General features: G+C 59.1%; 23 protein-coding genes. 16 read left to right on the top strand and 7 right to left on the bottom strand.

The window, feature by feature from the left end; all coding sequences use genetic code 11:
* Nucleotides 1-11 precede the first annotated feature (11 nt).
* Entirely contained in the window at nt 12-1,988 is a 1,977-nt protein-coding gene (gene speA, locus ABUK12_RS20720) for a biosynthetic arginine decarboxylase (RefSeq protein ID WP_410013579.1), read from the bottom strand.
* 879 nt (nt 1,989-2,867) lie between these two features.
* Between speA and metK the strand changes: the two genes are divergently transcribed.
* The 3 genes from metK (at nt 2,868) to ABUK12_RS20705 (ending at nt 6,554) form a co-directional block, all read left to right on the top strand.
* Nucleotides 2,868-4,019, top strand: coding sequence for a methionine adenosyltransferase (gene metK / locus ABUK12_RS20715; protein ID WP_410013578.1), 1,152 nt, complete (start codon nt 2,868-2,870; stop codon nt 4,017-4,019).
* Between the two features lie 390 nt (nt 4,020-4,409).
* Complete coding sequence (locus ABUK12_RS20710; protein ID WP_410013577.1) at nt 4,410-5,819, top strand: sugar porter family MFS transporter; 1,410 nt, start codon at nt 4,410-4,412, stop codon at nt 5,817-5,819.
* A gap of 207 nt (nt 5,820-6,026) precedes the next feature.
* Nucleotides 6,027-6,554, top strand: coding sequence for a SprT family zinc-dependent metalloprotease (locus ABUK12_RS20705; protein WP_410013576.1), 528 nt, complete (start codon nt 6,027-6,029; stop codon nt 6,552-6,554).
* 14 nt (nt 6,555-6,568) lie between these two features.
* Here ABUK12_RS20705 and ABUK12_RS20700 read toward each other — a convergent pair whose 3' ends face one another.
* The gene (locus ABUK12_RS20700; protein WP_410013575.1) at nt 6,569-7,603 is read right to left on the bottom strand and encodes an alpha/beta fold hydrolase; all 1,035 of its coding nucleotides are present in this window, start codon (nt 7,601-7,603) and stop codon (nt 6,569-6,571) included.
* Between the two features lie 180 nt (nt 7,604-7,783).
* On the opposite strand from ABUK12_RS20700, the gene endA reads away from it, so the two are divergent.
* The 5 genes from endA to ruvX all read left to right on the top strand — a co-directional run bounded on the left by endA (nt 7,784) and on the right by ruvX (nt 11,354).
* Nucleotides 7,784-8,482, top strand: coding sequence for a deoxyribonuclease I (gene endA / locus ABUK12_RS20695; RefSeq protein WP_410013574.1), 699 nt, complete (start codon nt 7,784-7,786; stop codon nt 8,480-8,482).
* A gap of 62 nt (nt 8,483-8,544) precedes the next feature.
* The gene (gene rsmE, locus ABUK12_RS20690; protein WP_410013573.1) at nt 8,545-9,276 is read left to right on the top strand and encodes a 16S rRNA (uracil(1498)-N(3))-methyltransferase; all 732 of its coding nucleotides are present in this window, start codon (nt 8,545-8,547) and stop codon (nt 9,274-9,276) included.
* 11 nt (nt 9,277-9,287) lie between these two features.
* A complete protein-coding gene (gene gshB, locus ABUK12_RS20685) occupies nt 9,288-10,238 on the top strand; it encodes a glutathione synthase (protein WP_410013572.1) in 951 nt (316 codons plus the stop codon).
* Between the two features lie 109 nt (nt 10,239-10,347).
* Nucleotides 10,348-10,911: a YqgE/AlgH family protein gene (locus tag ABUK12_RS20680; protein ID WP_410013571.1), complete on the top strand. Its 564-nt coding sequence runs from the start codon at nt 10,348-10,350 to the stop codon at nt 10,909-10,911.
* Entirely contained in the window at nt 10,911-11,354 is a 444-nt protein-coding gene (ruvX, locus tag ABUK12_RS20675) for a Holliday junction resolvase RuvX (protein ID WP_410013570.1), read from the top strand. The genes ABUK12_RS20680 and ruvX overlap by 1 nt, the downstream gene beginning before the upstream one ends.
* A 46-nt stretch (nt 11,355-11,400) precedes the next feature.
* Here ruvX and rhaM read toward each other — a convergent pair whose 3' ends face one another.
* From rhaM to rhaB, 4 genes are all read right to left on the bottom strand, one after another.
* Nucleotides 11,401-11,715 (bottom strand): L-rhamnose mutarotase, encoded by a 315-nt coding sequence (gene rhaM, locus ABUK12_RS20670; protein ID WP_410013569.1) that lies wholly within the window; start codon nt 11,713-11,715, stop codon nt 11,401-11,403.
* Between the two features lie 96 nt (nt 11,716-11,811).
* Nucleotides 11,812-12,639, bottom strand: coding sequence for a rhamnulose-1-phosphate aldolase (gene rhaD, locus ABUK12_RS20665; RefSeq protein ID WP_410013568.1), 828 nt, complete (start codon nt 12,637-12,639; stop codon nt 11,812-11,814).
* A 6-nt stretch (nt 12,640-12,645) separates the two neighbouring features.
* On the bottom strand, nt 12,646-13,908 hold the full coding sequence (locus ABUK12_RS20660) for an L-rhamnose isomerase (RefSeq protein ID WP_410013567.1): 1,263 nt from the start codon (nt 13,906-13,908) through the stop codon (nt 12,646-12,648).
* The gene (rhaB, locus tag ABUK12_RS20655) at nt 13,905-15,377 is read right to left on the bottom strand and encodes a rhamnulokinase (protein WP_410013566.1); all 1,473 of its coding nucleotides are present in this window, start codon (nt 15,375-15,377) and stop codon (nt 13,905-13,907) included. Before rhaB ends, ABUK12_RS20660 begins: the two co-directional genes overlap by 4 nt.
* A 336-nt stretch (nt 15,378-15,713) precedes the next feature.
* On the opposite strand from rhaB, the gene rhaS reads away from it, so the two are divergent.
* Entirely contained in the window at nt 15,714-16,541 is an 828-nt protein-coding gene (gene rhaS, locus ABUK12_RS20650; protein WP_410013565.1) for an HTH-type transcriptional activator RhaS, read from the top strand.
* Nucleotides 16,542-16,646: 105 nt separating this feature from the next.
* Complete coding sequence (gene rhaR, locus ABUK12_RS20645) at nt 16,647-17,543, top strand: HTH-type transcriptional activator RhaR (RefSeq protein ID WP_410013564.1); 897 nt, start codon at nt 16,647-16,649, stop codon at nt 17,541-17,543.
* Nucleotides 17,544-17,732: 189 nt separating this feature from the next.
* Here rhaR and ABUK12_RS20640 read toward each other — a convergent pair whose 3' ends face one another.
* A complete protein-coding gene (locus tag ABUK12_RS20640) occupies nt 17,733-18,731 on the bottom strand; it encodes a type IV pilus twitching motility protein PilT (RefSeq protein ID WP_410013563.1) in 999 nt (332 codons plus the stop codon).
* A 16-nt stretch (nt 18,732-18,747) separates the two neighbouring features.
* Here ABUK12_RS20640 and ABUK12_RS20635 point away from each other — a divergent pair, with 16 nt between their 5' ends.
* The 6 genes from ABUK12_RS20635 (at nt 18,748) to hemW (ending at nt 23,006) form a co-directional block, all read left to right on the top strand.
* The gene (locus ABUK12_RS20635) at nt 18,748-19,461 is read left to right on the top strand and encodes a YggS family pyridoxal phosphate-dependent enzyme (protein ID WP_410013562.1); all 714 of its coding nucleotides are present in this window, start codon (nt 18,748-18,750) and stop codon (nt 19,459-19,461) included.
* A gap of 21 nt (nt 19,462-19,482) precedes the next feature.
* Nucleotides 19,483-20,304 (top strand): pyrroline-5-carboxylate reductase, encoded by an 822-nt coding sequence (gene proC, locus ABUK12_RS20630; RefSeq protein ID WP_410013561.1) that lies wholly within the window; start codon nt 19,483-19,485, stop codon nt 20,302-20,304.
* A 50-nt stretch (nt 20,305-20,354) separates the two neighbouring features.
* Nucleotides 20,355-20,909, top strand: coding sequence for a YggT family protein (locus ABUK12_RS20625; protein WP_410013560.1), 555 nt, complete (start codon nt 20,355-20,357; stop codon nt 20,907-20,909).
* Entirely contained in the window at nt 20,906-21,214 is a 309-nt protein-coding gene (gene yggU / locus ABUK12_RS20620) for a DUF167 family protein YggU (RefSeq protein ID WP_410013559.1), read from the top strand. The genes ABUK12_RS20625 and yggU overlap by 4 nt, the downstream gene beginning before the upstream one ends.
* Nucleotides 21,215-21,286: 72 nt before the next feature.
* Nucleotides 21,287-21,880: an RdgB/HAM1 family non-canonical purine NTP pyrophosphatase gene (gene rdgB / locus ABUK12_RS20615; RefSeq protein ID WP_410013558.1), complete on the top strand. Its 594-nt coding sequence runs from the start codon at nt 21,287-21,289 to the stop codon at nt 21,878-21,880.
* Complete coding sequence (gene hemW / locus ABUK12_RS20610; RefSeq protein ID WP_410016732.1) at nt 21,873-23,006, top strand: radical SAM family heme chaperone HemW; 1,134 nt, start codon at nt 21,873-21,875, stop codon at nt 23,004-23,006. The genes rdgB and hemW overlap by 8 nt, the downstream gene beginning before the upstream one ends.
* Nucleotides 23,007-23,018 lie beyond the last annotated feature (12 nt).

Here is a 23,018-nt window from a genome sequence, read left to right as displayed (position 1 = left end):
TCCGTCCTTTCTTATTCATCTTCCAGGTAAGTGTAGCCATACAGGCCGGCCTCGAACTCTTCGAGGAACTCCGCCTGCAGCGCGCCGTCCAGATCGGTCTCTTTCACCTGATCGCGGAAACGGGTCAACAGTACCGCCGGATCCAACTGCACATACTGCAGCATATCGGCTACTGAATCGCCTTCATCGGACTCATTAAGCTCCACGCTGCCGTCTTTAAACACAAAGACGTCCACCGCGGCGGTGTCGCCGAACAGGTTATGCATATTGCCAAGGATTTCCTGATAGGCGCCGACCATGAAAAAGCCCAGCAGCGGCGGGTTATCCACATCGTACGGCGGCATCGGCATGGTGGTGGCGATGCCGTCGCCATCGATATAATGATCGATGGTGCCGTCGGAGTCGCAGGTAATATCCAGCAGCACGGCGCGACCTTCAGGCGGTTTATCCAGCCCCTCCAGCGGCAACACCGGGAACAGCTGATCGATGCCCCAGGCGTCCGGCATCGACTGGAACAGCGAGAAGTTAACGTACAGCTTGTCGGCCATGCGCTCCTGCAGTTCATCGATAATCGGCCGGTGCGCGCGGTTGCTCGGATCGAGCTGCGTCTGGATCATGCGGCAAATATTCAGATAGAGCTGCTCGGCCCAGGCGCGCTGGCTCAAATCCAGCATGCCGTGGGTATATTGGGTATGGACGTCGTGCAGGTCCATCTGGCTGTCATGCAGCCATTCGCGCAACGAGCGGCGGTTTTGCGGTTCCTGCATTTCCTGCCAGGTCTGCCACATGCTTTCCAGCGGGCGCGGCGCGTCCTCGGCGGGCGGCAGCGGTTCGCTGAACTCGTTGCGCTCCACGCCGATAACGTTCGACACCAGCACCGTATGGTGGGCGGTAACGGCGCGGCCGGACTCGGTAATCACCGTCGGATGCGGCAGATCATATTCGTTACAGGCATCGCCGATACCCCAAATCACATTGTTGGCGTATTCGTTCAGGCCGTAGTTGGCCGAACAATCGGACTGAGAACGGGTGCCTTCGTAATCGACCCCCAGGCCGCCGCCGACATCAAAGCATTCGATATTCACGCCCAGGCGGTGCAGTTCCACATAAAAGCGCGCCGATTCCCGTACGCCGGAGGCGATATCGCGGATATTGGACAATTGGGAACCCAAATGGAAATGCAGCAGTTGCAGGCTGTCGAGCCGTCCTTTGCTGCGCAGCAGTTCCACCAGTTGCAGCACCTGGACCGCCGCCAGTCCGAATTTGGATTTTTCGCCGCCGCTGGACTGCCACTTGCCCGAGCCCTGCGAGGCGAGACGGGCGCGCACGCCCAGGCGGGGCACCACGTTCAGGCGCTCGGCTTCTTCCAGCACCAGCTTGATTTCGGTAAGTTTTTCAATGACCAGGTAGACCTTATGACCCAGCTTTTCGCCGATCAGCGCCAGGCGGATATATTCGCGGTCTTTATAGCCATTGCAGACAATGACGGTGCGCGTCATGCCGGCATGCGCCAGCACCGCCATCAGTTCCGCCTTGGAGCCGGCTTCCAGCCCCAGCGGCTCGCCGGAATTCACCAGGGATTCAATCACCCGGCGATGCTGGTTAACCTTGATGGGATAGACCAGGAAATAGTCGCCCCGATAGCCAAAGGATTCGCGGGCGCGCTTAAACGCCCCGTTAATGGAACGCAGGCGGTGTTGCAGGATCTGCGGAAAGCAGAACAGGGCCGGCAGCCGCTGCCCGTCGTTCTGCCGTTCCTTGACCAGCTCAGCCAGGTCGACCCGCGCCTCGGGAAAATCGGGATCGGGGCAAACGCTGATATGGCCCAGCTCATTGACATCAAAATAATTATTGCCCCAATACGCGACATTGTAGGTACTCATCATTTTGCTGGCATCGCTGTCATTCATGGCTACCTCCTGCATGGAACGCAAGTTTTCATGGGGTGCGGACCGGTGGGACCCTTGGTGCTTATGATCATCAGACATGACGTAACTCTCTCCCGGGGTTCCAGTTGGCGTTCCCGTTCATCAATGTTGGAGCGTGGACACCACCGTCGGTGGCATAGTTGTTGTGCGTAAACCCGCAGCCCGCCAACGGCAATAAGCGCCGCCGGACGCAATCGGCATCCGGTACATCAGTACAGTAATTGTAAAACACCTTGATGAACTCCGTGAGACGGGGTGGTGGATCGCCCAAAAAATAGGGTCCGCATGAAAGACCGCATGGCCCGGGTCCGGTAATGAGCAACCGTCAACCGGCCCTGGAATCCTGGGAAGCGCCCGCATGTCGGCGGCCTGGCGGGCAACATCGGCCATAACAGAGCGGAAATGCTGGAAAAACAGGGTGCGCCGGACAAGCCGGGCGAGCGGAAGCGTGGTCGGGGTTGACCGGAAAATAACGGATCATTAACTGTGCCACCTCCCGCAAATGCCGGCCATTGGCGGCTTACGCCGTGCCGGGACAGATAAAAAGTTACCGGATGTAAATGAAAGACATTCACCTTACCGTTGCTTATGCGCGCGAATTTATACAGCCTGCCCCGCGAAAAAGCAAAATTTAAATCAGCCCCGGGCGCGATTACCGCACGATCGGGTGCCGCCGCGGCCTGCGCGGAGGCGCCAGGGCGAAAAAATCGCTGGTAATTCGCCAAGCGGGTGTCCTAGAATAGCCATCCAGAAGTTAATCCATCTAAACTGGATAGCTTACTTATACTATTACTTACTGTGAGTACTTACTGCTAACGACGTTATCCGCGGGACGTTGCAGGACGCGTAACGCCATCATCGGAAAATCGCTTTTCCCTTATGGCTGAATCCCAGCGCTACGCAGTCATTCCTAACCCGTATGTTAAGGTAAAGAGACCGATGGCTAAACACCTATTTACGTCCGAATCCGTTTCAGAAGGACATCCTGATAAAATCGCGGATCAGATTTCCGATGCCGTGCTTGACGCGATCCTGGCCCAGGATCCCAAGGCGCGCGTGGCCTGCGAAACATTTGTCAAAACCGGTATGGTGCTGGTTGGCGGTGAAATCACCACCAGCGCATGGGTGGATATAGAAGAACTGACGCGCAGCACCATTCGCGATATCGGCTATATCAATTCGGATATGGGTTTCGACGCCAATTCCTGCGCCGTCCTCAGCGCCATCGGCAAGCAATCGCCCGATATCAACCAGGGCGTGGATCGCAGCGACCCGCTCGAACAGGGCGCCGGCGACCAGGGGCTGATGTTCGGTTACGCCACCAACGAAACCGAAGTACTGATGCCGGCGCCGATCACTTACGCCCATCGCCTGGTGGCGCGCCAGTCCCAGGTGCGCAAAAGCGGCACCCTGCCCTGGCTGCGTCCGGATGCCAAAAGCCAGATCACCTTTGCGTATGACAACGATAAAATCGTCGGCATCGACGCGGTCGTGCTCTCTACCCAGCATTCAGAAGACGTCTCCCTGCGCGATTTGCAGGAAGCGGTCATGGAAGAGATCATCAAGCCGGTCCTGCCCGCCGAATGGCTGTCGTCCAGCACCAAATATTTTATCAACCCCACCGGCCGGTTTGTTATCGGCGGCCCCATGGGCGACTGCGGCCTGACCGGGCGTAAAATCATCGTCGACACCTACGGCGGTATGGCCCGTCACGGCGGCGGCGCGTTTTCGGGCAAAGATCCCTCCAAGGTCGACCGTTCCGCGGCCTACGCCGCCCGCTACGTGGCAAAAAATATCGTCGCCGCCGGCCTGGCCGATCGCTGTGAAATCCAGGTTTCCTACGCCATCGGCGTGGCGGAACCCACGTCCATCAGCATCGAAACCTTCGGCACCGGCAAAGTCTCCATCGAAAAACTGACCCAGCTGGTACGCGAGTTCTTCGACCTGCGTCCGCACGGCCTTATCACCATGCTGGATCTACTGCAGCCGATTTATCGCGAAACGGCGGCCTATGGTCACTTCGGCCGCGAGCATTTCCCCTGGGAAAAAACCGATAAGGCCGCGCTGCTGCGCGATGCCGCCGGTTTATAAGCGGGATAAGATAAGTCGTACCGCCGGAGATTTCTTCGACTACACTACTTAACGGTGATCTGATGATCGCCGTTTTTTTTTAGCCCTTCTGAAAGCGATTACAAAACAATAAAATCAATTTTATCATCAAGTTAATTGGGATTAAATTTTCGATTTTTTTTTGCTACCGCTTCATTTTCAGCTATATGTTATATATCAACCGGACCGACGCGAAAGTTGTTTCTAAAACATCATTTTAGATTGATAAGCGGCATGGCCCTGGCTTTTAGTGCTGTTAATTCAGGATAAGTCTGTGTAAACGATTACATAGTTGTGATCTGGCGCACACTATATCCGCATACGTTTATTTAACATTCATAATTAATAATTGTGTAGTTTTAGGGAGGTACTATGAGTACTGCCAATGTGAGTACTGCCAAACCCCGGTCAGGCAGATCTCATGCCCGCATCACCTTTTTCGTCTGCTTTATGGCGGCGCTTGCCGGACTGCTGTTCGGCCTGGATATCGGCGTTATTGCCGGGGCATTGCCGTTCCTGTCCGATGAGCTGCAAATTACCGCGCATCAGCAGGAATGGGTGGTCAGTTCCATGATGTTCGGCGCCGCGGTCGGCGCGGTAGGTTCGGGCTGGCTGTCAGCCAAGCTCGGGCGTAAATACAGTTTGCTGATCGGCGCGTTATTATTCGTCATCGGCTCGTTATGCTCGGCGTTTTCCCCCAATGTCGAACTGCTGGTGGTTGCCAGGATCATCCTGGGGCTGGCCGTCGGCGTCGCTTCTTATACCGCCCCTTTATATCTGTCGGAAATTGCGCCGGAAAAAATTCGCGGCAGCATGATTTCCATGTACCAGTTGATGATCACCATCGGCATCCTGGCGGCTTACCTGTCGGATACCGCGTTCAGCTATAGCGGTTCCTGGCGCTGGATGCTGGGCATCATCACCATCCCGGCGGTCTTGTTGTTTATCGGCGTATTGTTCCTGCCCGGCAGCCCGCGCTGGCTGGCGGCGAAAGGCCGCTACATCGAGGCGCAGAAGGTGCTGAACATGCTGCGCGACACGTCCGAGCAGGCCAAGAAAGAGCTGGAAGAGATTCGCGAAAGCCTGAAGGTAAAACAAAGCGGCTGGGCGCTGTTTACCAATAACGGCAATTTCCGCCGTGTGGTGTATCTCGGCATTCTGCTGCAGGTGATGCAGCAGTTCACCGGGATGAACGTCATCATGTACTACGCGCCGAAGATCTTCGGCATCGCCGGTTTCTCCAGCACCACGGATCAAATGTGGGGCACGGTGATAGTCGGCCTGGTCAACGTTCTGGCCACCTTTATCGCCATCGGCCTGGTTGACCGCTGGGGCCGCAAGCCGACCCTCAAGCTGGGCTTCCTGGTGATGGCGGTGGGTATGGGCGTATTGGGCGCGTTGCTGCATATCGGCGTTGAAACCGACTTCCGCAAATACTTCGCCATCATTATGCTGATGATGTTTATCGTGGGTTTTGCGATGAGCGCCGGTCCGCTGATTTGGGTACTGTGTTCCGAAATCCAGCCGCTGAAGGGCCGGGATTTTGGCATCACCGTTTCCACGGCCACCAACTGGATCGCCAATATGATCGTCGGCGCCACCTTCCTGACCATGCTTGATGTACTGGGGAACGCCAATACGTTCTGGGTCTACGGCGGGCTGAACGTGCTGTTTATTCTCCTGACATTCTGGCTGATTCCGGAAACCAAGAATATTTCGCTGGAACATATCGAGCGCAACCTGATGACCGGCAAACGCCTGCGCGAAATCGGCGATAAATAATCGTCGAGCCGTCCAGCCGGTGAACGAGCCGGCTGGCGGCGGCGGAGCGGCGCAAGCCGCCCCGGCGCCGGCGGCAATCCGCCATACCTCCGCGCCGTGCCCGGCTTTCCCGCGGCATGGCGCCAGCGTCTATCCCGGCTAAACCCAGCCCTTCCCACCCTATTGCGTCGCTTGCATCTGTTAACTGCGCCGGTTAATCTTGCCGTTATGAAACCGAACCGCATCCCCATCGCCCTTCACCAGGCCGTTATGTCATGTCTGCGTGCCAAGCTGCGCCAGGCAGGGGACTATTTCAACACCACCTTCCCGGAGCCGCTGTTGAATTACCAGCAGCGCGGCACCTCGGCGGGCACCGCGTGGCTGGATAAATGGGAAATCCGGCTCAACCCGGTATTGCTGCTGGCCAACCAGGACAGCTTTATCGACGAGGTGATTCCCCACGAGCTCGCCCATCTGCTGGTGTTTCGCCAGTTCGGCCGCGTGGCGCCCCACGGCAGCGAGTGGCGCTGGATGATGGCAAGCGTGCTGCATACCGAGCCCCGCCGCACCCACGGTTTCGACCTGGCGACGGTGCGCACCAATACCTACCGCTACCAGTGCGGATGCCAGCGCCACGAACTGACGGTGCGCCGCCATAACCGCATCGTACGCGGCGAGTCGGTGTACCGCTGCCGCCAATGCGGCGCTGTGCTGCGCTTTGCCGGCGATAACGATGCCGAAAACGTGATGGAATAACAGCGGCGCCGGGCTCAGCCGGCGCTAAAGAACCCCTCCAGCTCGCGGGCCACCGCTTCAGGCTGCTCTTCCGGCAGGAAATGCCCGCAGTGGGGCACCACCACCCCTTGCACATTATCGGCAAAGGCCCGCAGGGGGGCGGCCATATCGATGATGGACCCCTGATCGGCGCTCAGCGCCAGTACCGGCATCGCCAGCCCGCCGTTCCCGCTCAGGCGCCGGTTCTGCGCCGCGGACAGCGCCGCCTCCCGGTAATAGGCCAGGCCGGCGCGCAGCCCGCCGTCTTGCTTAAAGGCGCGCAGGTACTCATCGATATCCGCCTCGGTAAAAGACTGTGGATTGGCGGTCTTGCGCCGCAAGAACCAGTCCAGGTATTCCCGCTCGCGTCCGGCAATCAAAACTTCCGGCAGGTCCGCAATGGCGTGAAAGGCAAAATGCCAGGTGCGCCAGGCCCGGTCCGGCGCCGTGGGCAGCGCGTCGGGCAGGGTGATGCCCGGGATGCCGGCATCAAGCAGCGCCAGACGCCGCACCTCGTCGCCAAACATCAGCGCGTAGGGATAAGCCACCCAGGCGCCGATATCGTGGCCGGCCAGGAAATAGCGCCGGATACCCAGCTGGCGCAGCAAGCCGTGCACGGCGTTCGCCAGGCTTTCAGTGTCATAGCCGGCCTGCGGGCGATCCGAATCCCCCTGCCCCGGCAGGTCCGGGACAATCACGCGATAGCCCCGCGCCAGCAGCGGCATGACTTTTCGCCAGGCGTACCCGCTTTCGGGAAACCCCGCCAACAGCACCGCCACGAGGCGCGGATCGGCGGCGGACGTTTCCGCGCGCGTCTTCACCGCGTCGCCGCCCGTGCCCTCGGGCAATGCTGTATCGCTCGTATCCCCGCCGGCGCTATGGCCGTTATCGACATAGTGGATCCTTACCCCCGCCACGGTGGCGAAGCGATGGACAAATCCGGCAAGATCCGCGTCCGGGCGCGACGCGGCGACGGCGGCCGTTATCCTGAAGCCAGGTTTCAGGGACGGTGATGGTATAGAGTCAGTCATAACATCTTCCTATAGGGTTGCAGGCAGGCTCCCAATATAGGAAACGATCATTTCCAAATCAAGTGATATCGATTGGCAGCGGCGCGGAAAACCGCGCCGGCAGGATTTTTTTTGCCGCTTCGATTTGCCTGCAACCCCGGGATTGGTTAACCTGCGTTTTTCCTTTTAATGAATCCGAAGATGCAACACAGAATTGTTTGGTTCCTTTGTTTTTCCCTGTTGCCGATCGCCGGCGGCGTCCTGGCGCAAAACATCAATAACTTCAGCCAGGCGAAAGCGGCGGCGGTAAAAATCAACCAGGATGCGCCGGGTTCCTTTTATTGCGGCTGCAAAATCGACTGGCAGGGAAAAAAGGGCACCCCGGATCTGGCATCATGCGGTTACCAGGTGCGCAAAAGCGCCCTGCGCGCCAACCGGATCGAATGGGAACACGTGGTGCCGGCCTGGGAATTCGGCCACCAGCACAGGTGCTGGCAGGAAGGCGGGCGCAAAAACTGCGCCAAAGATGCTGACTATCGGCAAATGGAAAACGACCTGCACAACCTGCAGCCGGCGATCGGCGAAGTCAACGGCGATCGGGGCAATTTCCAGTACAGCCAATGGCGCGGCGGCGAGGGACAGTATGGCCAGTGCGCCATGAAAATCGATTTCAAGAATAAACAGGCCGAACCGCCGGCGCGTGCGCGCGGCGCCATTGCGCGCACCTATTTTTATATGCGCGACCGTTATCATCTGAATATCTCGCGCCAGCAAACCCAGCTGTTCGAGGTCTGGGATCGGCAATATCCCGTCACCGCCTGGGAATGCGAACGCAACCGGCGCATCGAAAAGGTACAGGGCAACGCCAATCCCTATATTCAGCGGGCTTGCCAGTCGTAACACTGCTGCCTACTATGTGATGACGCGCGCCGCGCACCAACCAGGACGAAAACGATACCAGCATGCGAATACCGCGTATTTACCATCCCGGGCCGCTCCCGGCCAAGGGCACCGTGGCGCTCGATGAAGACGCCGCGCACCACCTGACGCGCGTACTGCGCATGTCCGAAGGACAATTACTGCATCTGTTCGACGGCAGCAATCATATCTTCGAAGCGGAGATTGCCGCGGCGGGCAAGAAAAACGTCACGGCCACCATCATCGCCTCTCGTCCGGCCAATTTCGAGTCCCCGTTGCAACTGCATTTAGGACAAGTCATGTCCCGGGGCGAGAAGATGGAATTTACCATCCAAAAATCCATCGAACTCGGCGTCAATGTGATTACGCCATTGTTTTCCGAGCGCTGCGGGGTCAAGCTGGATGACGACCGCATGGCGAAAAAAATCCAGCAATGGCGGAAAATCGCCATCGGCGCCTGCGAGCAGTGCGGCCGTAACAGTCTGCCGCTGATCCGGGAAGCCATGGACCTGGAGGCGTGGTGCGCCGAGCGGGATGAAGGATTAAAACTCAACCTGCACCCGCGCGCCGCGCACAGTATTAATACGCTGCCGCTGCCGGTCGATAAGGTACGGCTGCTGATTGGCCCGGAGGGCGGCCTGTCCCCGGAAGAAATAGCCATGACCTCACGCCATGGATTTACCGAAATCCAGCTGGGGCCCCGTGTTTTGCGCACAGAAACCACAGCGCTCACCGTCATTACCGCACTGCAGGTGCGTTTCGGCGATCTGGGGTAAAGGAGAAACAAATGTTAAAGCTCGGCATCGTGATGGATCCCATATCCTCCATCAATATCAAGAAAGACACCAGTTTCGCCATGCTGCTCGAAGCGCAACGCCGCGGCTGGCAGATCCATTACATGGAAATGAGCTCGCTGTACCTGCGCGGCGGCGAGGCGCGCGCCACCACGCGTCTGCTGGCGGTAAAGCAGGATTATGACCAATGGTATAGTTTCCACGGCGAGCAGGATATCGAGCTTGGCGATCTCGACGTGATCCTGATGCGTAAAGATCCGCCGTTCGATACCGAATTCATTTACGCCACTTATATACTTGAACGGGCGGAAGATAAAGGCGCGCTTATCGTCAACAAACCGCGCAGCCTGCGCGATTGCAACGAAAAGCTGTTCACCGCCTGGTTCGCCCACCATACGCCGGATACCCTGGTCAGCCGCCGCGACGATCATATCCGCGCGTTTTGGCAGGAACACGGCGACATCATCCTCAAACCGCTGGACGGCATGGGCGGCACCTCGATATTCCGGGTAAAAAAAGAAGACCCCAACCTGTCGGTCATCATTGAAACCCTGACCGGCTACGGCCAGCATTTTTGCATGGCGCAAAACTTCCTGCCGGAAATCAAGGACGGCGACAAACGGGTGCTGGTCGTGGACGGCGAACCGGTGCCCTATTGCCTGGCGCGCATTCCCAAAACGGGTGAAACGCGCGGCAACCTGGCTGCCGGCGGACGCGGCGAGGCGCGGCCGTTGACGGAAAGCGATTGGAAAATCGCCCGCGACGTCGGCCCGATCCTGAAAGAAAAGGGGCTGATTTTTGTCGGCCTGGATATTATCGGCGATAAGCTAACGGAGATTAACGTCACCAGCCCGACCTGCGTGCGCGAAATCGAAGCCGCGTTCCCGATTTCCATTACCGGTATGCTGATGGACGCCATCGAAAAACGCCTGGGCAAAAACTGATTTTATGCCGGCTGCGGGCGGATTTCGCTTGCAGCCAGTGACTTATCCATGATTTAGCCGCATACTGCTGTTCGACTATTTATTAAACTACTCACCCTAAAAAGACAGAATGAATTTACAGCATCACTTTCTTATCGCCATGCCCTCTCTGCAAGACCCTATGTTCAAACGCGCGGTGATCTATATCTGCGAGCATAACGACGACGGGGCCATGGGACTCGTCATTAATAAACCCGTCGAGCAGTTCACCGTCGAGAGCGTGCTGCACAAACTCAAGATCATGCCGGCCGAGCGCGATCCGGCGATCCGCCTGGATAAACCGGTGTTTGCCGGCGGCCCGCTGGCGGACGATCGCGGGTTTATCCTGCATACCCCCTGCGAGGGATTCGGCTCCAGCATCGGCATCTCCGCTGAAACCATGATTACCACGTCCAAGGATGTGCTGGAAACCCTCGGCACCGCGCAGCAGCCGCAGGATGTGCTGGTGGCGCTGGGCTACGCCGGCTGGGACAAGGGGCAGTTGGAGCAGGAATTATTGGAAAACGCCTGGCTGACCATCCCGGCCGACAGCGATATCCTGTTTCGCACGCCCATCGCGTCGCGCTGGCGCGATGCGGCCAGGAAGCTGGGTATCGATATTCATAATATCGCCAACGAAGCGGGCCACGCCTGATGACCAACCGGACCATGATGGCTTTTGATTTCGGCACCAAAAGCATTGGCGTTGCCATTGGCCAGGAAGTCACCTGCACCGCCCGTCCCCTGGCGGCGTTTAAGGCCCAGGATGGCGTTCCCGACTGGCTGGCGGTGGAAAAACTCCTGCGTGAATGGCAGCCGGACGTGATTGTGGTGGGACTGCCGCTGAATATGGACGGCACCGAGCAGCCGCTGACGCTTAAGGCGCGTAAGTTCGCCAACCGGTTGCATGGCCGTTTTGGTTTTGAGGTGGTGCTGCACGATGAGCGCCTGAGTACCGTGGAAGCACGCGCCGACCTGTTCGAGCGCGGCGGCTACCGCGCGTTGAACAAGGGCCGGGTCGACGCCGGATCGGCGGTGGTGATCCTGGAAAGCTGGTTTGAACAGCTGCTGGCCGTGCGCCACCCCCATGCCAGGTAAGGGATTTCCGGTAATGCCTGCCGGGTAATCCGGTCAGCAACGTCGCTCACTCCAGATAAAAAACCGGCCGCAGCTCACGGCTTACCGGGCTGTTGTCCGCATTGGCCGGCATCACGTCGGTCATATGGCGCCACCAGCGCTGGCACACCCCGGTGGCGGCCACTTCGTTCCACCGCTGCTCGGACTCCATTTCCACATACGCAAACAGCAAATGGCGCTCCTCGTCCATAAAAATGCTGTAGTGGTGGGCGCCGTGGGCTTTAAGGGTGTATTCCAATTCCGGCCAGATCGGGTTATGACGCCGCCGGTACTCCTCGTGGGCGTCGGGATTGACCTGCATGACAAAGGCCTTTCTGATCATAATCAATGCTCTTATCAATAATGAGGGTGAACCGGCGCGGGCCAGGCACGCCGAATCCCGGGCGCGTGAACATCCGCCGCGCCCGGTATCGGCGCCTTACTCTACATCCAGCGCCGACGCCATCGGCGTCACGCCGAAACGCTGCCCCAGGGCGATCAGCTCGTCGCGGCTGATGGTCTGCTTTTTGCCGCCCATGGCGCGCACCTTGACCATGATTTCGGCCGATTTTTCCGCGGTGTCAATCAGGCCAAAGGCGTCGTCCAGGGTCGGCCCGGTGGCAAAAATACCGTGGAACGGCCACAGTACCAGCGAATGGGAGCGCATCTGCGCCGAGGTGGCGTTGCCGATGCCGTCGGTGCCGGGCACCATCCAGGGCACGATGCCCACGCCGTCAGGGAACACCACCAGGCATTCGGTGCTGCCTTCCCACAGTTCGCGGGTAAAATGCGCGCTGTCCAGTTTCAGCACAAAACTCAGGGCAATCAGGTTGGTGGCGTGGCAGTGCATAATCACCCGGCCGCTGCCCTGCGTCACTTCCTGGCGCACCACGTGCGACTGGAAATGGGACGCCAGTTCCGACGTCGGCAGGCCGCCGGCGGTCAGGCCCCACAGAATGCTGTAGCCGTTGCCCGCGGCGTTTACCTGCAACAGCACCAGGTTATCCGACGGCGATAGCTGGACATTGCGGAAAAACTTACCTGAACCGGTGACCAGAAAATAGGTATTGGCCAGCTCCGGCACCGGCTCGGTCAGCGTTTCGGTGCGCGGCCGGGGCGTGAATTCCCCACGGTACGGCGCCACGTCTTCGGGGGTCAGGCGCAGGCTAACGTTGCCGCCATTACGTTCATCCCAGCCTTTAAGCCACATGTCGGTGGTGGCTTTGACCATTCCCTGTACAAACCAGGAAGTCAGTATTGTTTGCATAGCATCTTATCCTTTGCGTGTTGTTAACGTTGCGCGTTCATATTCACGCACCGTCTGCAGCCAATCGCCGCCTACCGGCACATTGTGCAATTGGCAATATTTGTCCCATACCGCCTGCCAGGGCAGCGATTTTTGCTCTTCCAGCAACGCCAGGCGCGCCGTATAGTCGCCCTGCTGCTCAAGTTGGCGCAGTTCCCCGGTCGGCTCCAGCAGCGCCCGCAGCAGCGCTTTTTTCATATTGCGGGTGCCGATGACCCACGCGGCGATGCGGTTGATGGAGGCATCGAAGAAATCCAGGCCGATATGCACGCGGTTAAACAGTTTCTGGCGCACGATTTCCGTGGCGATGGCCTGGGTTTCGTCGTCCAGCAGCACCACATGATCGCTATCCCAGCGTACCGGGCGGCTCACGTGCAGCAGCAGGCGCGGCACAAACAGGATGGCGCTGGAAATCTTATCGGAAATCACCTCGGTGGGATGAAAATGCCCGGCGTCGAGGCACAGGGCGGTACCGCGGCTGGTGGCATATCCCAGATAAAATTCACTGGAGCCGACGGTATAGCTTTCCGCGCCGATGCCGAACAATTTACTTTCCACCGCGTCGATATGGTGATTGCGGTCCAGCTTTTCCGCCATCACGGCATCCAGCGCCTCCAGCAGCCGCTGACGGGGCGCCAGGCGATCGATGGTCAGGTCCTTCATGCCGTCCGGGATCCAGATATTCATCACCGACGGCGTGCCCAGTTCACGGCCAAAATAAGCCGAGACGCGGCGGCTGGCCTGGCAATGTTCAATCCAGAACTGGCGGATGCCGTCGTCCGCGTGGGACAGGGTAAATCCGTCGGCGCTCAGCGGATGGGAAAAACAGGTGGGGTTGAAATCCAGTCCCAGATGATGCTCCCGCGCCCAGCTGACCCAGCGGGAAAAATGCTTCGGCTCGATTTCATTGCGCTCCACCTTGCCTTCGGCCTCCAGATAGATGGCGTGCAGGTTCAGGCGTTTTGGTCCCGGGATCAGGCTGAACGCCTGCTCCAGGTCGGCGCGCAGCTCCTGAGCGTTATGCGCTTTGCCGGGATAGTTGCCGGTGGCCTGGATGCCGCCGGTGAGCGCGCCGCCCGTGTTTTCAAACCCGGCCACGTCATCGCCCTGCCAGCAATGCATGGATACCGGCAGGGTATCGAGTAATTCGAGCGCGCCCTCCACATTGACATTGATATCCGCAAACCGCTGTTTGGCCAGGAGCCAGGCTTGTTCAATGGATTGACTCATAATAAAATTTCCTCTTTCAGGTGGCAGAGCGCCAAAAAACGTTGCCAGTGTGTGGCGAAATCGGGATCGGGATTAGGGGTGTAATGGCGTAATGGGAAATTGGCTTCCACCACGCCGCGCCAGTGGGCGACGTCGGCCACCTCCCCCAGCGCCATCAGCTGGCAACCAATATTGCCCAGCGTCGAGGCCTCCACCGGCCCTGCGGTCACCGGTATCCGGCAATTGTCGGCGCAAAGCTGGTTAAGCAAAGGGTTCAGGCTGCCGCCGCCGACGATATGCAGCCGGCTTAGCGGGACGCCGCGAAGCCGGCCCAGTTCAAGCAGTACCTGGCGGTATAACAGGGCCAGGCTGTCGAAAATACAGCGCGCAAGCGCGGCGGCATCCTCCGGCGCCGGCTGTTGCTGTTCCCGGCAGGCCTGGCGGATGGCCTCCACCATTGACGGGGGATTAACAAATCGTTCATCGTTGGGATTAATAAGGCTCCGGCAGGCCGGCCGGGCCGCGGCGGCGGCCAGCAAAGCCTCCAGGTCCGTTATCGCCAACTCGCTGCACACCCGCTGCAACAGCCATAATCCCATAATGTTTTTCAGAACCCGGTAGCGCCCGTTGACGCCGCCTTCGTTGGTGATATTCATCGCCAGCGCACGGTCGTCGTTAAAGGGACGATCGCTGTCGATACCCATCAGCGACCAGGTACCGGAGCTGAGATAAGCGCAGTTATCGCCATGCAGCGGGGCCGCCACCACGGCGCTGGCGGTATCATGGGACGCCACGGCGATAACCGGCACCGCCTGGCCGCCCGGGCTGATCCAGTGTCCCGGCGTATTGCCGGGCTGCGTGGGCGTGCCCAGCCAACGCCGGGGAATCGCGAGGTAATCGAGCAGGGACGGATCCCAGTCCCCGGTGGCAAGGTTAAGCAATTGGGTCGTGCTGGCGTTGGTGTATTCCCAGTTCAGCACGCCGGTAAGGCGAAAGTAAAAATAATCCGGGATCATCAAAAGATGCGCCACCTGATCGAGGCCGGCGGGGTGCTGTTGGCGCCAGGCTTTCAGTTGGTACAGGGTGTTGAAGGACAAGAACTGAATGCCGGTGAGCCGGTAAATATGCTCACGCCCCAGTTCATCCAGCACCGCGGGCATAATGCCGTCGGTGCGGTGATCGCGATACGATACCGGGCAATTTGCCCGTTCGCCCTGCGCGTTCAGCAGCACGTAATCCACCCCCCAGGTATCGATACCGATACTGTCGATAACGGTGCCGGCGCTATCCAACGCGGCCAGGCCAAACAGGATTTCCCGTTCCAACTGGTCCAGGTCCCAGCAATCGTGCCCGTCGACTGAAATAAAGGTATTGGGGAAGCGGTGAATTTGCTTAAGCGTGACTTTTTGCGTGGCTGAATGCCATTGAGCCAGCATGACCCGTCCACTGGACGCACCGAGGTCGACAGCTACGCTATTTCGTACGGCCATAGTGAATATTCCTCTTTCATTCTATGACCGGCAGTGTATTCACAATAATGGCGGGCCACCTTCCGGTGAATGCCAACATGGAAGTGCCGGTGGCAGAATAGTAAAGATGAACGTGAAACCGATCACAAAAATAGCATTACCTCAATAACGCAATATTTACGCGGGCAATGAAGGGCATTATTCCCCAGCGCCTGTGATCTCAGCCGCAATTTTGAATATTCACCCGGCCAATCTTTAAAAAATAACCTGAATGTCAGCGATGGCGGTCATTTATTCAAGGTGAAGCCATGGCCAGTCGCCATACTATAAGCACCGAATAACGGTGAGGTGCTGAAGATGACGCTACTTTGCGGTGATGATTTTTTTATTTCCAAAGACGCGACGGTCACCATTGAGCCGCGCGTGCCCCAGGCCGCCTTCCCTGAGCATTATCACGATTTTTGGGAAATAGTGCTGGTGGAGAAAGGCTCGGGTATCCACGTGTTTAACGATCAGCCCTATGTGTTGAATAGCGGCACCGTCTGTTTTATCCGCGCGGACGATCATCATTTATTTGAGAATGTCGATGAGCTGATAATGACCAATGTGCTTTATCGTTCACCGCAGGGTTTCCGGTTTTTAACCGACATCAGCCGTTTCCTGCCGGCCCAGAACCTGCCGGACAGCCAGGTTAACTGGCAGATTAACCATGCGGGCATGCAACAGGCCAAACAGTTTATCCAAACGCTTGCCGAGCTGACGACGGATACGTCGCCCGAAGGCATCGCGGCCAGCGAAGGGCAATTTTTGCAGCTCTTGATTATGCTGCGCCATGGCTGTTTCCAAAGCCAGGGCGAGGGCGATCGCGAGCGGCGCCTGCGCGACCTGCTGCGCTGGCTGCAGCATAATTTCTGCAACGACATCGATTGGATGGCGCTGGCCGAGCAGTTTTCACTGCCGCTGCGTACGCTGCATCGCCAGTTAAAACAGCAGACCGGCATGACGCCGCAGCGTTATCTTAACCGGCTGCGTTTGCTGGAAGCGCGCAAGCGCCTGCTGGAGAGCGACAAAACCATTACCGAAATAGCCCACGCCTGCGGTTTCAGCGACAGCAATCATTTTTCCACCCAGTTCCGGCGCGAATTTTCCCACTCGCCCAAAATGTTGCGCAACGGTGAACACTGAACGCCGGTAGCTGGCGGAAAAATATGACAATTGTCGCCAGTCTCAAGTTTTTAGGTAGCCCGTTATGCCATGATCCCTCTCCTGCCCAGGCGCTGAGGGGGTCTGATGGTGTCTAACCTGAAGCTGAGTACCACCGACTATTTCCTGTCGGACAAAAATGCGATTACGGTGGCGGATCGTCATCCGCAGCCGATATTCCCCACGCATTACCATGATTTTGACGAGTTGGTGATTGTCTGGCGCGGCAATGGCCTGCATATCCTCAATGATGTGCCCTATGCCATTACCTGCGGCGATCTGTTTTACGTCAATGCCCGCGATCGCCATAGCTATGAGTCGGTCAATGAGCTGGAACTGGATAATATACTGTATTGCCGCGGCAGGCTGACCCTATCCACGGATTGGAACGCCTTGCTGCCGGGCGAGGAAGCGACGCAGGAACAACGCTACTGGCGGCTTAGCACCCCCGGCATGTCGGTATTGCGCCGTGAGGTGGACGCGCTGGCGCGGGAATGCATGAAAACCGATCCGCTGTCCGTCCTGCTGAGCGAAGCATTATTCCTGCAGGTGGCGCTGCTGTTGAAGCGGTTCCGCCACGCCCCCGACAGTCCGTTGCTTTCCGACGCCGAACAGCTGGACTTGCTGCTGATGGCGCTGCGGGTCAGCATCGAACAGCCTTTCAGGCTGGACGACTTTTGCCATCGGCACCAGCTTAACGCCCGTAGCCTGAAGACGGTGTTCAAGCAGCAGACCGGCATCGGGGTGAATCAGTATTTACGGCAATTAAGACTGTGCAAAGCCATGGATTTGCTGCGCCATGGACAACAGACCATCGGCGAGGTGGCGTCACGCTGTGGTTTCGACGACAGCAATTATTTTTCCGTGGTGTTCAATCAGTCTTTTGGCGTCTCGCCACGGGAATATCGCCAGCGGTTCCAGAAAAACCAGGACGGCAAAAAGCCTTTTAGCGCGGTAAACCCACCCTCTATTGCTTTGAAGTGAAGTACCACACCGCCAGCGCGATCAAAATAAAAACCCAGGTGACTTTTCTCATTTTTTTTCCGTGATTTGCCGTAGTTTGGCGCTTATTTCAGGCCATACCTGTCATGCGCGCTGGTTTTTTGCGATATTATACTACCACCCCGCTTTTGCAATGGTTATACCCGCGCCGCCCTAAGCCCATCACATATTTTACTGGTAGAGATATTTGCCCGAGGTCATGCGCAGGTAGCTTTGTTCAAACGTCTGCATGCCCTGTGCGTTGCCGGTCTGCAGCAAGCCCGGCAGCAAATGGGTTTTGCCGTCGCGAATAAGATTGCGCACGGCGGGCGTGGCAATCATCAGCTCGAACAGCCCCATGCGCCCGCCCTGCTCCCGGGGAACCAGCTTTTGCGCCATGATGCCAAGCAGGCCGGCGGCCAATAGGCCACGGGCAAAGGCGCGCTCATTGGCGGGAAAGACATCCAGGAGCCGGTCCACCGCCTGGGCGGCGTGGCGGGCATGCAGCGTCGCCAGGACCAGATGACCGGTTTCGGCGGCGCGCAGGGCCAGCCGGATATCCGCCTCGTCGCGCAGTTCCCCCAGCAGGATCACATCCGGGTCTGCGCGCATGGCGGCCCGCAGCCCGGCATTGAAATCCTGGCAATGGCCGCCGATCTCCCGCTGTTGGATCAGGCTGCGCCCGGCGGCATGGATATACTCGATGGGATCTTCCAGGGTAATAATATGGACCTGACGCTGCAGGTTAACATAGTCCACCATGGCCGCCAGGGAGCTTGATTTGCCGCTGCCGGTGGCGCCGGTGACCAGCAGCAGCCCCTGCGGCTGCTTTAGCAGCCCCTTGACCACGGGTGGGATGCCCAGCTCCGCCAGCGACGGGCTTTGCGTCGGTATCAGGCGAAAGGTGGCCGACGTCCCGGTGCGCTGGCGAAAAAAGTGGCAGCGCAGCCGCTGGCGGCTGGAGAGCGTGGCCGCGCAGTCGGCCTGCCCATCGCGCGCCAGCTGCCCGCGTCCGCGTTCATCCAGCAAGCGGTCGCCGCAGGCGATGACCCAGTCTTCCCGTACCGGCGGCAGCTGGTCCAGACAACACAAACCGCCGTCGATACGCACGATCGGCGCCTGGCCGGGACAAAGGTGCAGATCGGACGCATTATGCTTTACACTAAGGGCCACCAGTTCATCAATATCCATATGACCTCCTGAAACCATGAGTACTATCGAGCAGAATCTACAGCAGGTAACAGAACGAATCTCGGCGACCGCGCGTCAGTGCGGCCGCGATCCGCAAGAAATTACCCTGCTCGCCGTAAGTAAAACCAAACCTGTGACGGCTATCGAAGAAGCCATCCGGGCGGGGCAAACCGCCTTTGGCGAAAATTATGTCCAGGAAGGCCTGGAGAAAATCAGCTACTTCCGGCAAAAAGCCGTTACCCCGCCGTTGAGCTGGCACTTTATCGGTCCGCTACAGTCGAATAAAAGCCGGCTGGTGGCGGAGCATTTTGACTGGCTGCATACCCTGGATCGCCTGCAGCTGGCGCAACGCCTGAACAACCAGCGCCCCCCGGCGCTGGCGCCGCTCAATGTGCTGATTCAAATCAACATCAGCGGTGAAGAGAGCAAGTCGGGCATTGCGCCGCATCTCATGGCGGATCTGGCCGCCCAGGTGGCGGAGCTGCCCAGGCTGAGGCTGCGGGGCCTGATGGCCATTCCCGCCCCGCAGGCGGATTATCAGCGCCAGTTGGCGGTTTTTCAGCAAATGGCGGCGCTATTTGCGGATTTGCGCCGCGGCCATCCCGGCGCCGATACGCTGTCGCTGGGAATGACCGACGATATGCCCGCGGCCATCGTCGCCGGCAGTACCCTGGTGCGTATCGGCACCGCGATTTTCGGCGCCAGGGACTATCGCGCACCGATGGCATAACCCATTACCATGAGGAATAGCATGCAACAGCGTAAAATTACCTTTATCGGCGCGGGCAACATGGCCCAGGCCATTATCGCCGGCCTGGTCGCCACCGGTTACCCGGCGGGTTTGATCACCGTCTGCGCGCCGTCGCAGGCCAATCGCCAACGGCTTGCCGCGCGCCTGGGGGTGAATGAAAGCGCCGATAACCTGGCGGGCGCCAGGCAGGCGGAGGTGGTGGTGCTGGCGGTGAAACCCCAGCTGATGGCCGAGGTTTGCGCGCAGCTGCGCCAGGGAATGGATTTTTCCGGCAAACTGGTGCTTTCCATCGCGGCCGGTGTTAACGTTAGCCGGTTTTACGCCCTGCTCGGCGAGACGGTGGCCATTGTGCGCATCATGCCCAATACGCCGGCATTGGTCGGCAAGGGCATGAGCGGCCTTTATGCGCCGGACCAGGTCGGCCGGGCGGATCGCGATTTCACCGCCGATCTGATGGGCGCGGTGGGCAAGGTGTGCTGGGTGGACGAGGAAAGCGGTATAAACGGCGTCATTGCCGCGGCGGGCAGCGCGCCGGCCTATTTTTTCCTGTTGATGGAAGCCATGCAGCAAGAGGCGGTAAGGATGGGCTTTGACCAGGAAACGGCCGGCCTGCTGGTAAGACAGGCCGCCGCCGGCGCCGCCGCCCTGGCCGATGCCAACAGCGCGACCCCGTTTGCCACGCTCCGGCAGAATGTCACGTCCAAAGGAGGCACCACCGCCGCCGCATTACAGGTATTCGAACAACATCAGCTGGCGCAAACCGTAGCCGAGGCCATGCAGGCCGCGGTGGCGCGCGCTGAAGAAATGGAAAAATTATTCTGATTTTTTGCCGTAATCGTGCATTTTAACGCTATTAAGGATATCACCCTCTTATGCTGACGCTGACGTTTCTGGTCAAGACGCTATTTGATTTTTATATCATGGTGCTGCTGCTGCGCATCTGGATGCAGTGGACCCGTTGCGACTTTTATAATCCGTTTTCACAATTTATCGTTAAAATCACCCAGCCGGTCATCAAACCCCTGCGCCGGGTTATTCCCTCCATCGGCCCCATCGATACGGCGTCGCTGCTGCTGGCGTTTATCCTGGCCACGCTGAAGTTTCCGCTGGAAATGCTGATCCAGCTCGGCGGCGTGACGCCCGACCCGCTGTATTTGCTGGTGGGGCTGTTGACGCTGGTGAAATCAGCCGGCCAGCTGATTTTCTGGGTTATCATCATCCGCTCGCTGATGAGCTGGATAAGCCAGGGGCGCAGCCCGATGGATCAGGTGCTCTACCAGCTTAGCGAACCGCTGATGGCGCCGGTACGCCGCATTATTCCCGCCATGGGCGGCATCGATTTCTCCGCCATGGTGGTGATCCTGATCCTGTATCTATTCAACTATATGGGCATGGACCTGTTTCCGACGCTCTGGTACCGGCTGTGATCTGCGCCTGGCTGGACGCGGGCGACGTGGTATTGCGACTTTATATCCAGCCGAAAGCCAGCGGCGATCGGATAGTCGGCCCGCACGGCGACGAGATCAAGGTCGCGATCACCGCGCCGCCGGTGGACGGCCAGGCCAATGAACATCTTACCCGTTTCATCGCCAAACAGTTCGGCGTGGCCAAGAGCCGGGTTATGATTGAAAAAGGCGAACTGGGCCGTCATAAACAGCTGCGGATAACCGAGCCGCCCCGCCTGCCCGCGCTTATCGCGCAACTGCTGGCGGACGACGCCGCCGGGGCCTGAGGCGTGTACCGGCATCCCCCGCGCCGGGCTTGCCCCGCCTGGCACGAATGACCCCTTTTGTGGACAGATGATATGCAAAAAGTAGTACTGGCCACCGGCAACGCCGGCAAAGTGGCCGAACTGGCGGAATTACTGGCGGATTTCGGCCTGGACGTGGCGGCGCAAACCGCCCTGGGCGTCGACTCCGCCGAGGAGACAGGCCTGACCTTTATCGAAAACGCCATCCTCAAGGCGCGCCATGCGGCGGCGGCCACCGGCCTGCCGGCCATCGCCGATGATTCGGGCCTGGCGGTGGACAGACTCGGCGGCGCGCCGGGCATTTACTCCGCCCGCTACGCCGGCGCGGCGGCATCCGATCGGCAGAACCTGGAAAAACTGCTCGAGGCCCTGAAGGACGTGCCGGACAACGAACGCGGCGCCTGTTTTCACTGCGTGCTGGTATATCTGCGCCATGCGCTTGATCCCACGCCCCTGGTGTGCCACGGCATCTGGCGCGGCGTCATCAGCCGCGCGCCGTCGGGCGCCGGCGGTTTTGGCTATGACCCGGTATTTTACCTGCCGGATGAAAAGCGCACCGCCGCCGAGATGACCCGCGGGGAAAAACAGCGCGTGTCCCATCGCGGCCAGGCGCTGGCGCAGTTGCTGGGCGCCCTGCGTGATGCTTAGTTTGCCGCCGCTGAGCCTGTACATCCATATTCCGTGGTGCGTACAGAAATGCCCCTATTGCGATTTCAATTCCCATGCGTTGAAAGGCGAAGTGCCGCATGAAGAGTACGTCGGCCACCTGCTGGCGGATCTGGATCAGGACGCCGCCTATACCGGCGGCCGGGAAATCGGCACCATTTTTATCGGCGGCGGCACGCCCAGCCTGCTGAGCGCGCGGGCTATGCAGCTGTTGCTCGACGGCGTGCGCGCGCGGCTGCCGGTGAGCCCCGCGGCGGAAATCACCATGGAGGCCAACCCCGGCACCGTGGAGGCCGACCGCTTTCACGGCTACCAGCAGGCGGGGGTTAACCGTATCTCCATCGGCGTGCAAAGTTTCCAGCCGGAAAAACTGGTGCGCCTCGGGCGCATCCACGATGCGCAGGAAGCCCGGCGCGCTGCGCAGCTGGCCGCCGGCCTGGGGCTGCGCAGCTTTAACCTGGACCTGATGCACGGCCTGCCCGATCAAACGCTGGCGCAGGCGCTGGACGACCTGCGCCAGGCTGTGGAACTCGAACCGCCCCACTTGTCCTGGTATCAGTTGACCATCGAGCCGAATACGCTGTTCGGCTCGCGTCCGCCGGTGTTGCCCGACGACGACGCGCTCTGGGATATCTACCAGCAGGGAAATGCGCTGCTGTTCGCCGCGGGCTACCGGCAATATGAAACCTCGGCCTATGCCAAACCCGGTTTCCAGTGCCGCCACAACCTCAACTACTGGCGTTTTGGCGATTACCTGGGGATCGGCTGCGGCGCCCACGGCAAATTAACCCAGGCCGACGGCCGCGTGCTGCGTACGGTGAAAGTGCGTCATCCGCGCGGCTATATGCAGGGTAAATATCTGGACAAGCGCTATGCGGTGGCGCCGGCGGATTTGCCGTTTGAATTTTTCATGAACCGTTTTCGCCTGCTGGAGCCGACGCCGCGCGCAGAGTACGCCGCCTTTACCGGGCTGGATGAAAGCACGGCGCGCGAAGCGCTGGATCACGCGCTGGCCGGGGGCTATATTACCGAAAGCCCGTCAGAGTGGCAGGTGACGGAAAAAGGCAAGCTGTTCCTGAACCCGCTGCTTGAGCTGTTTATGGAATGACGGGGTCCGCCC

Origin of the sequence: Sodalis sp. C49 (genome assembly GCF_046352915.1) — a bacterium.
Lineage (GTDB): Bacteria > Pseudomonadota > Gammaproteobacteria > Enterobacterales > Enterobacteriaceae > Acerihabitans.
This window is presented reverse-complemented; position numbering and strand designations above follow the sequence as displayed.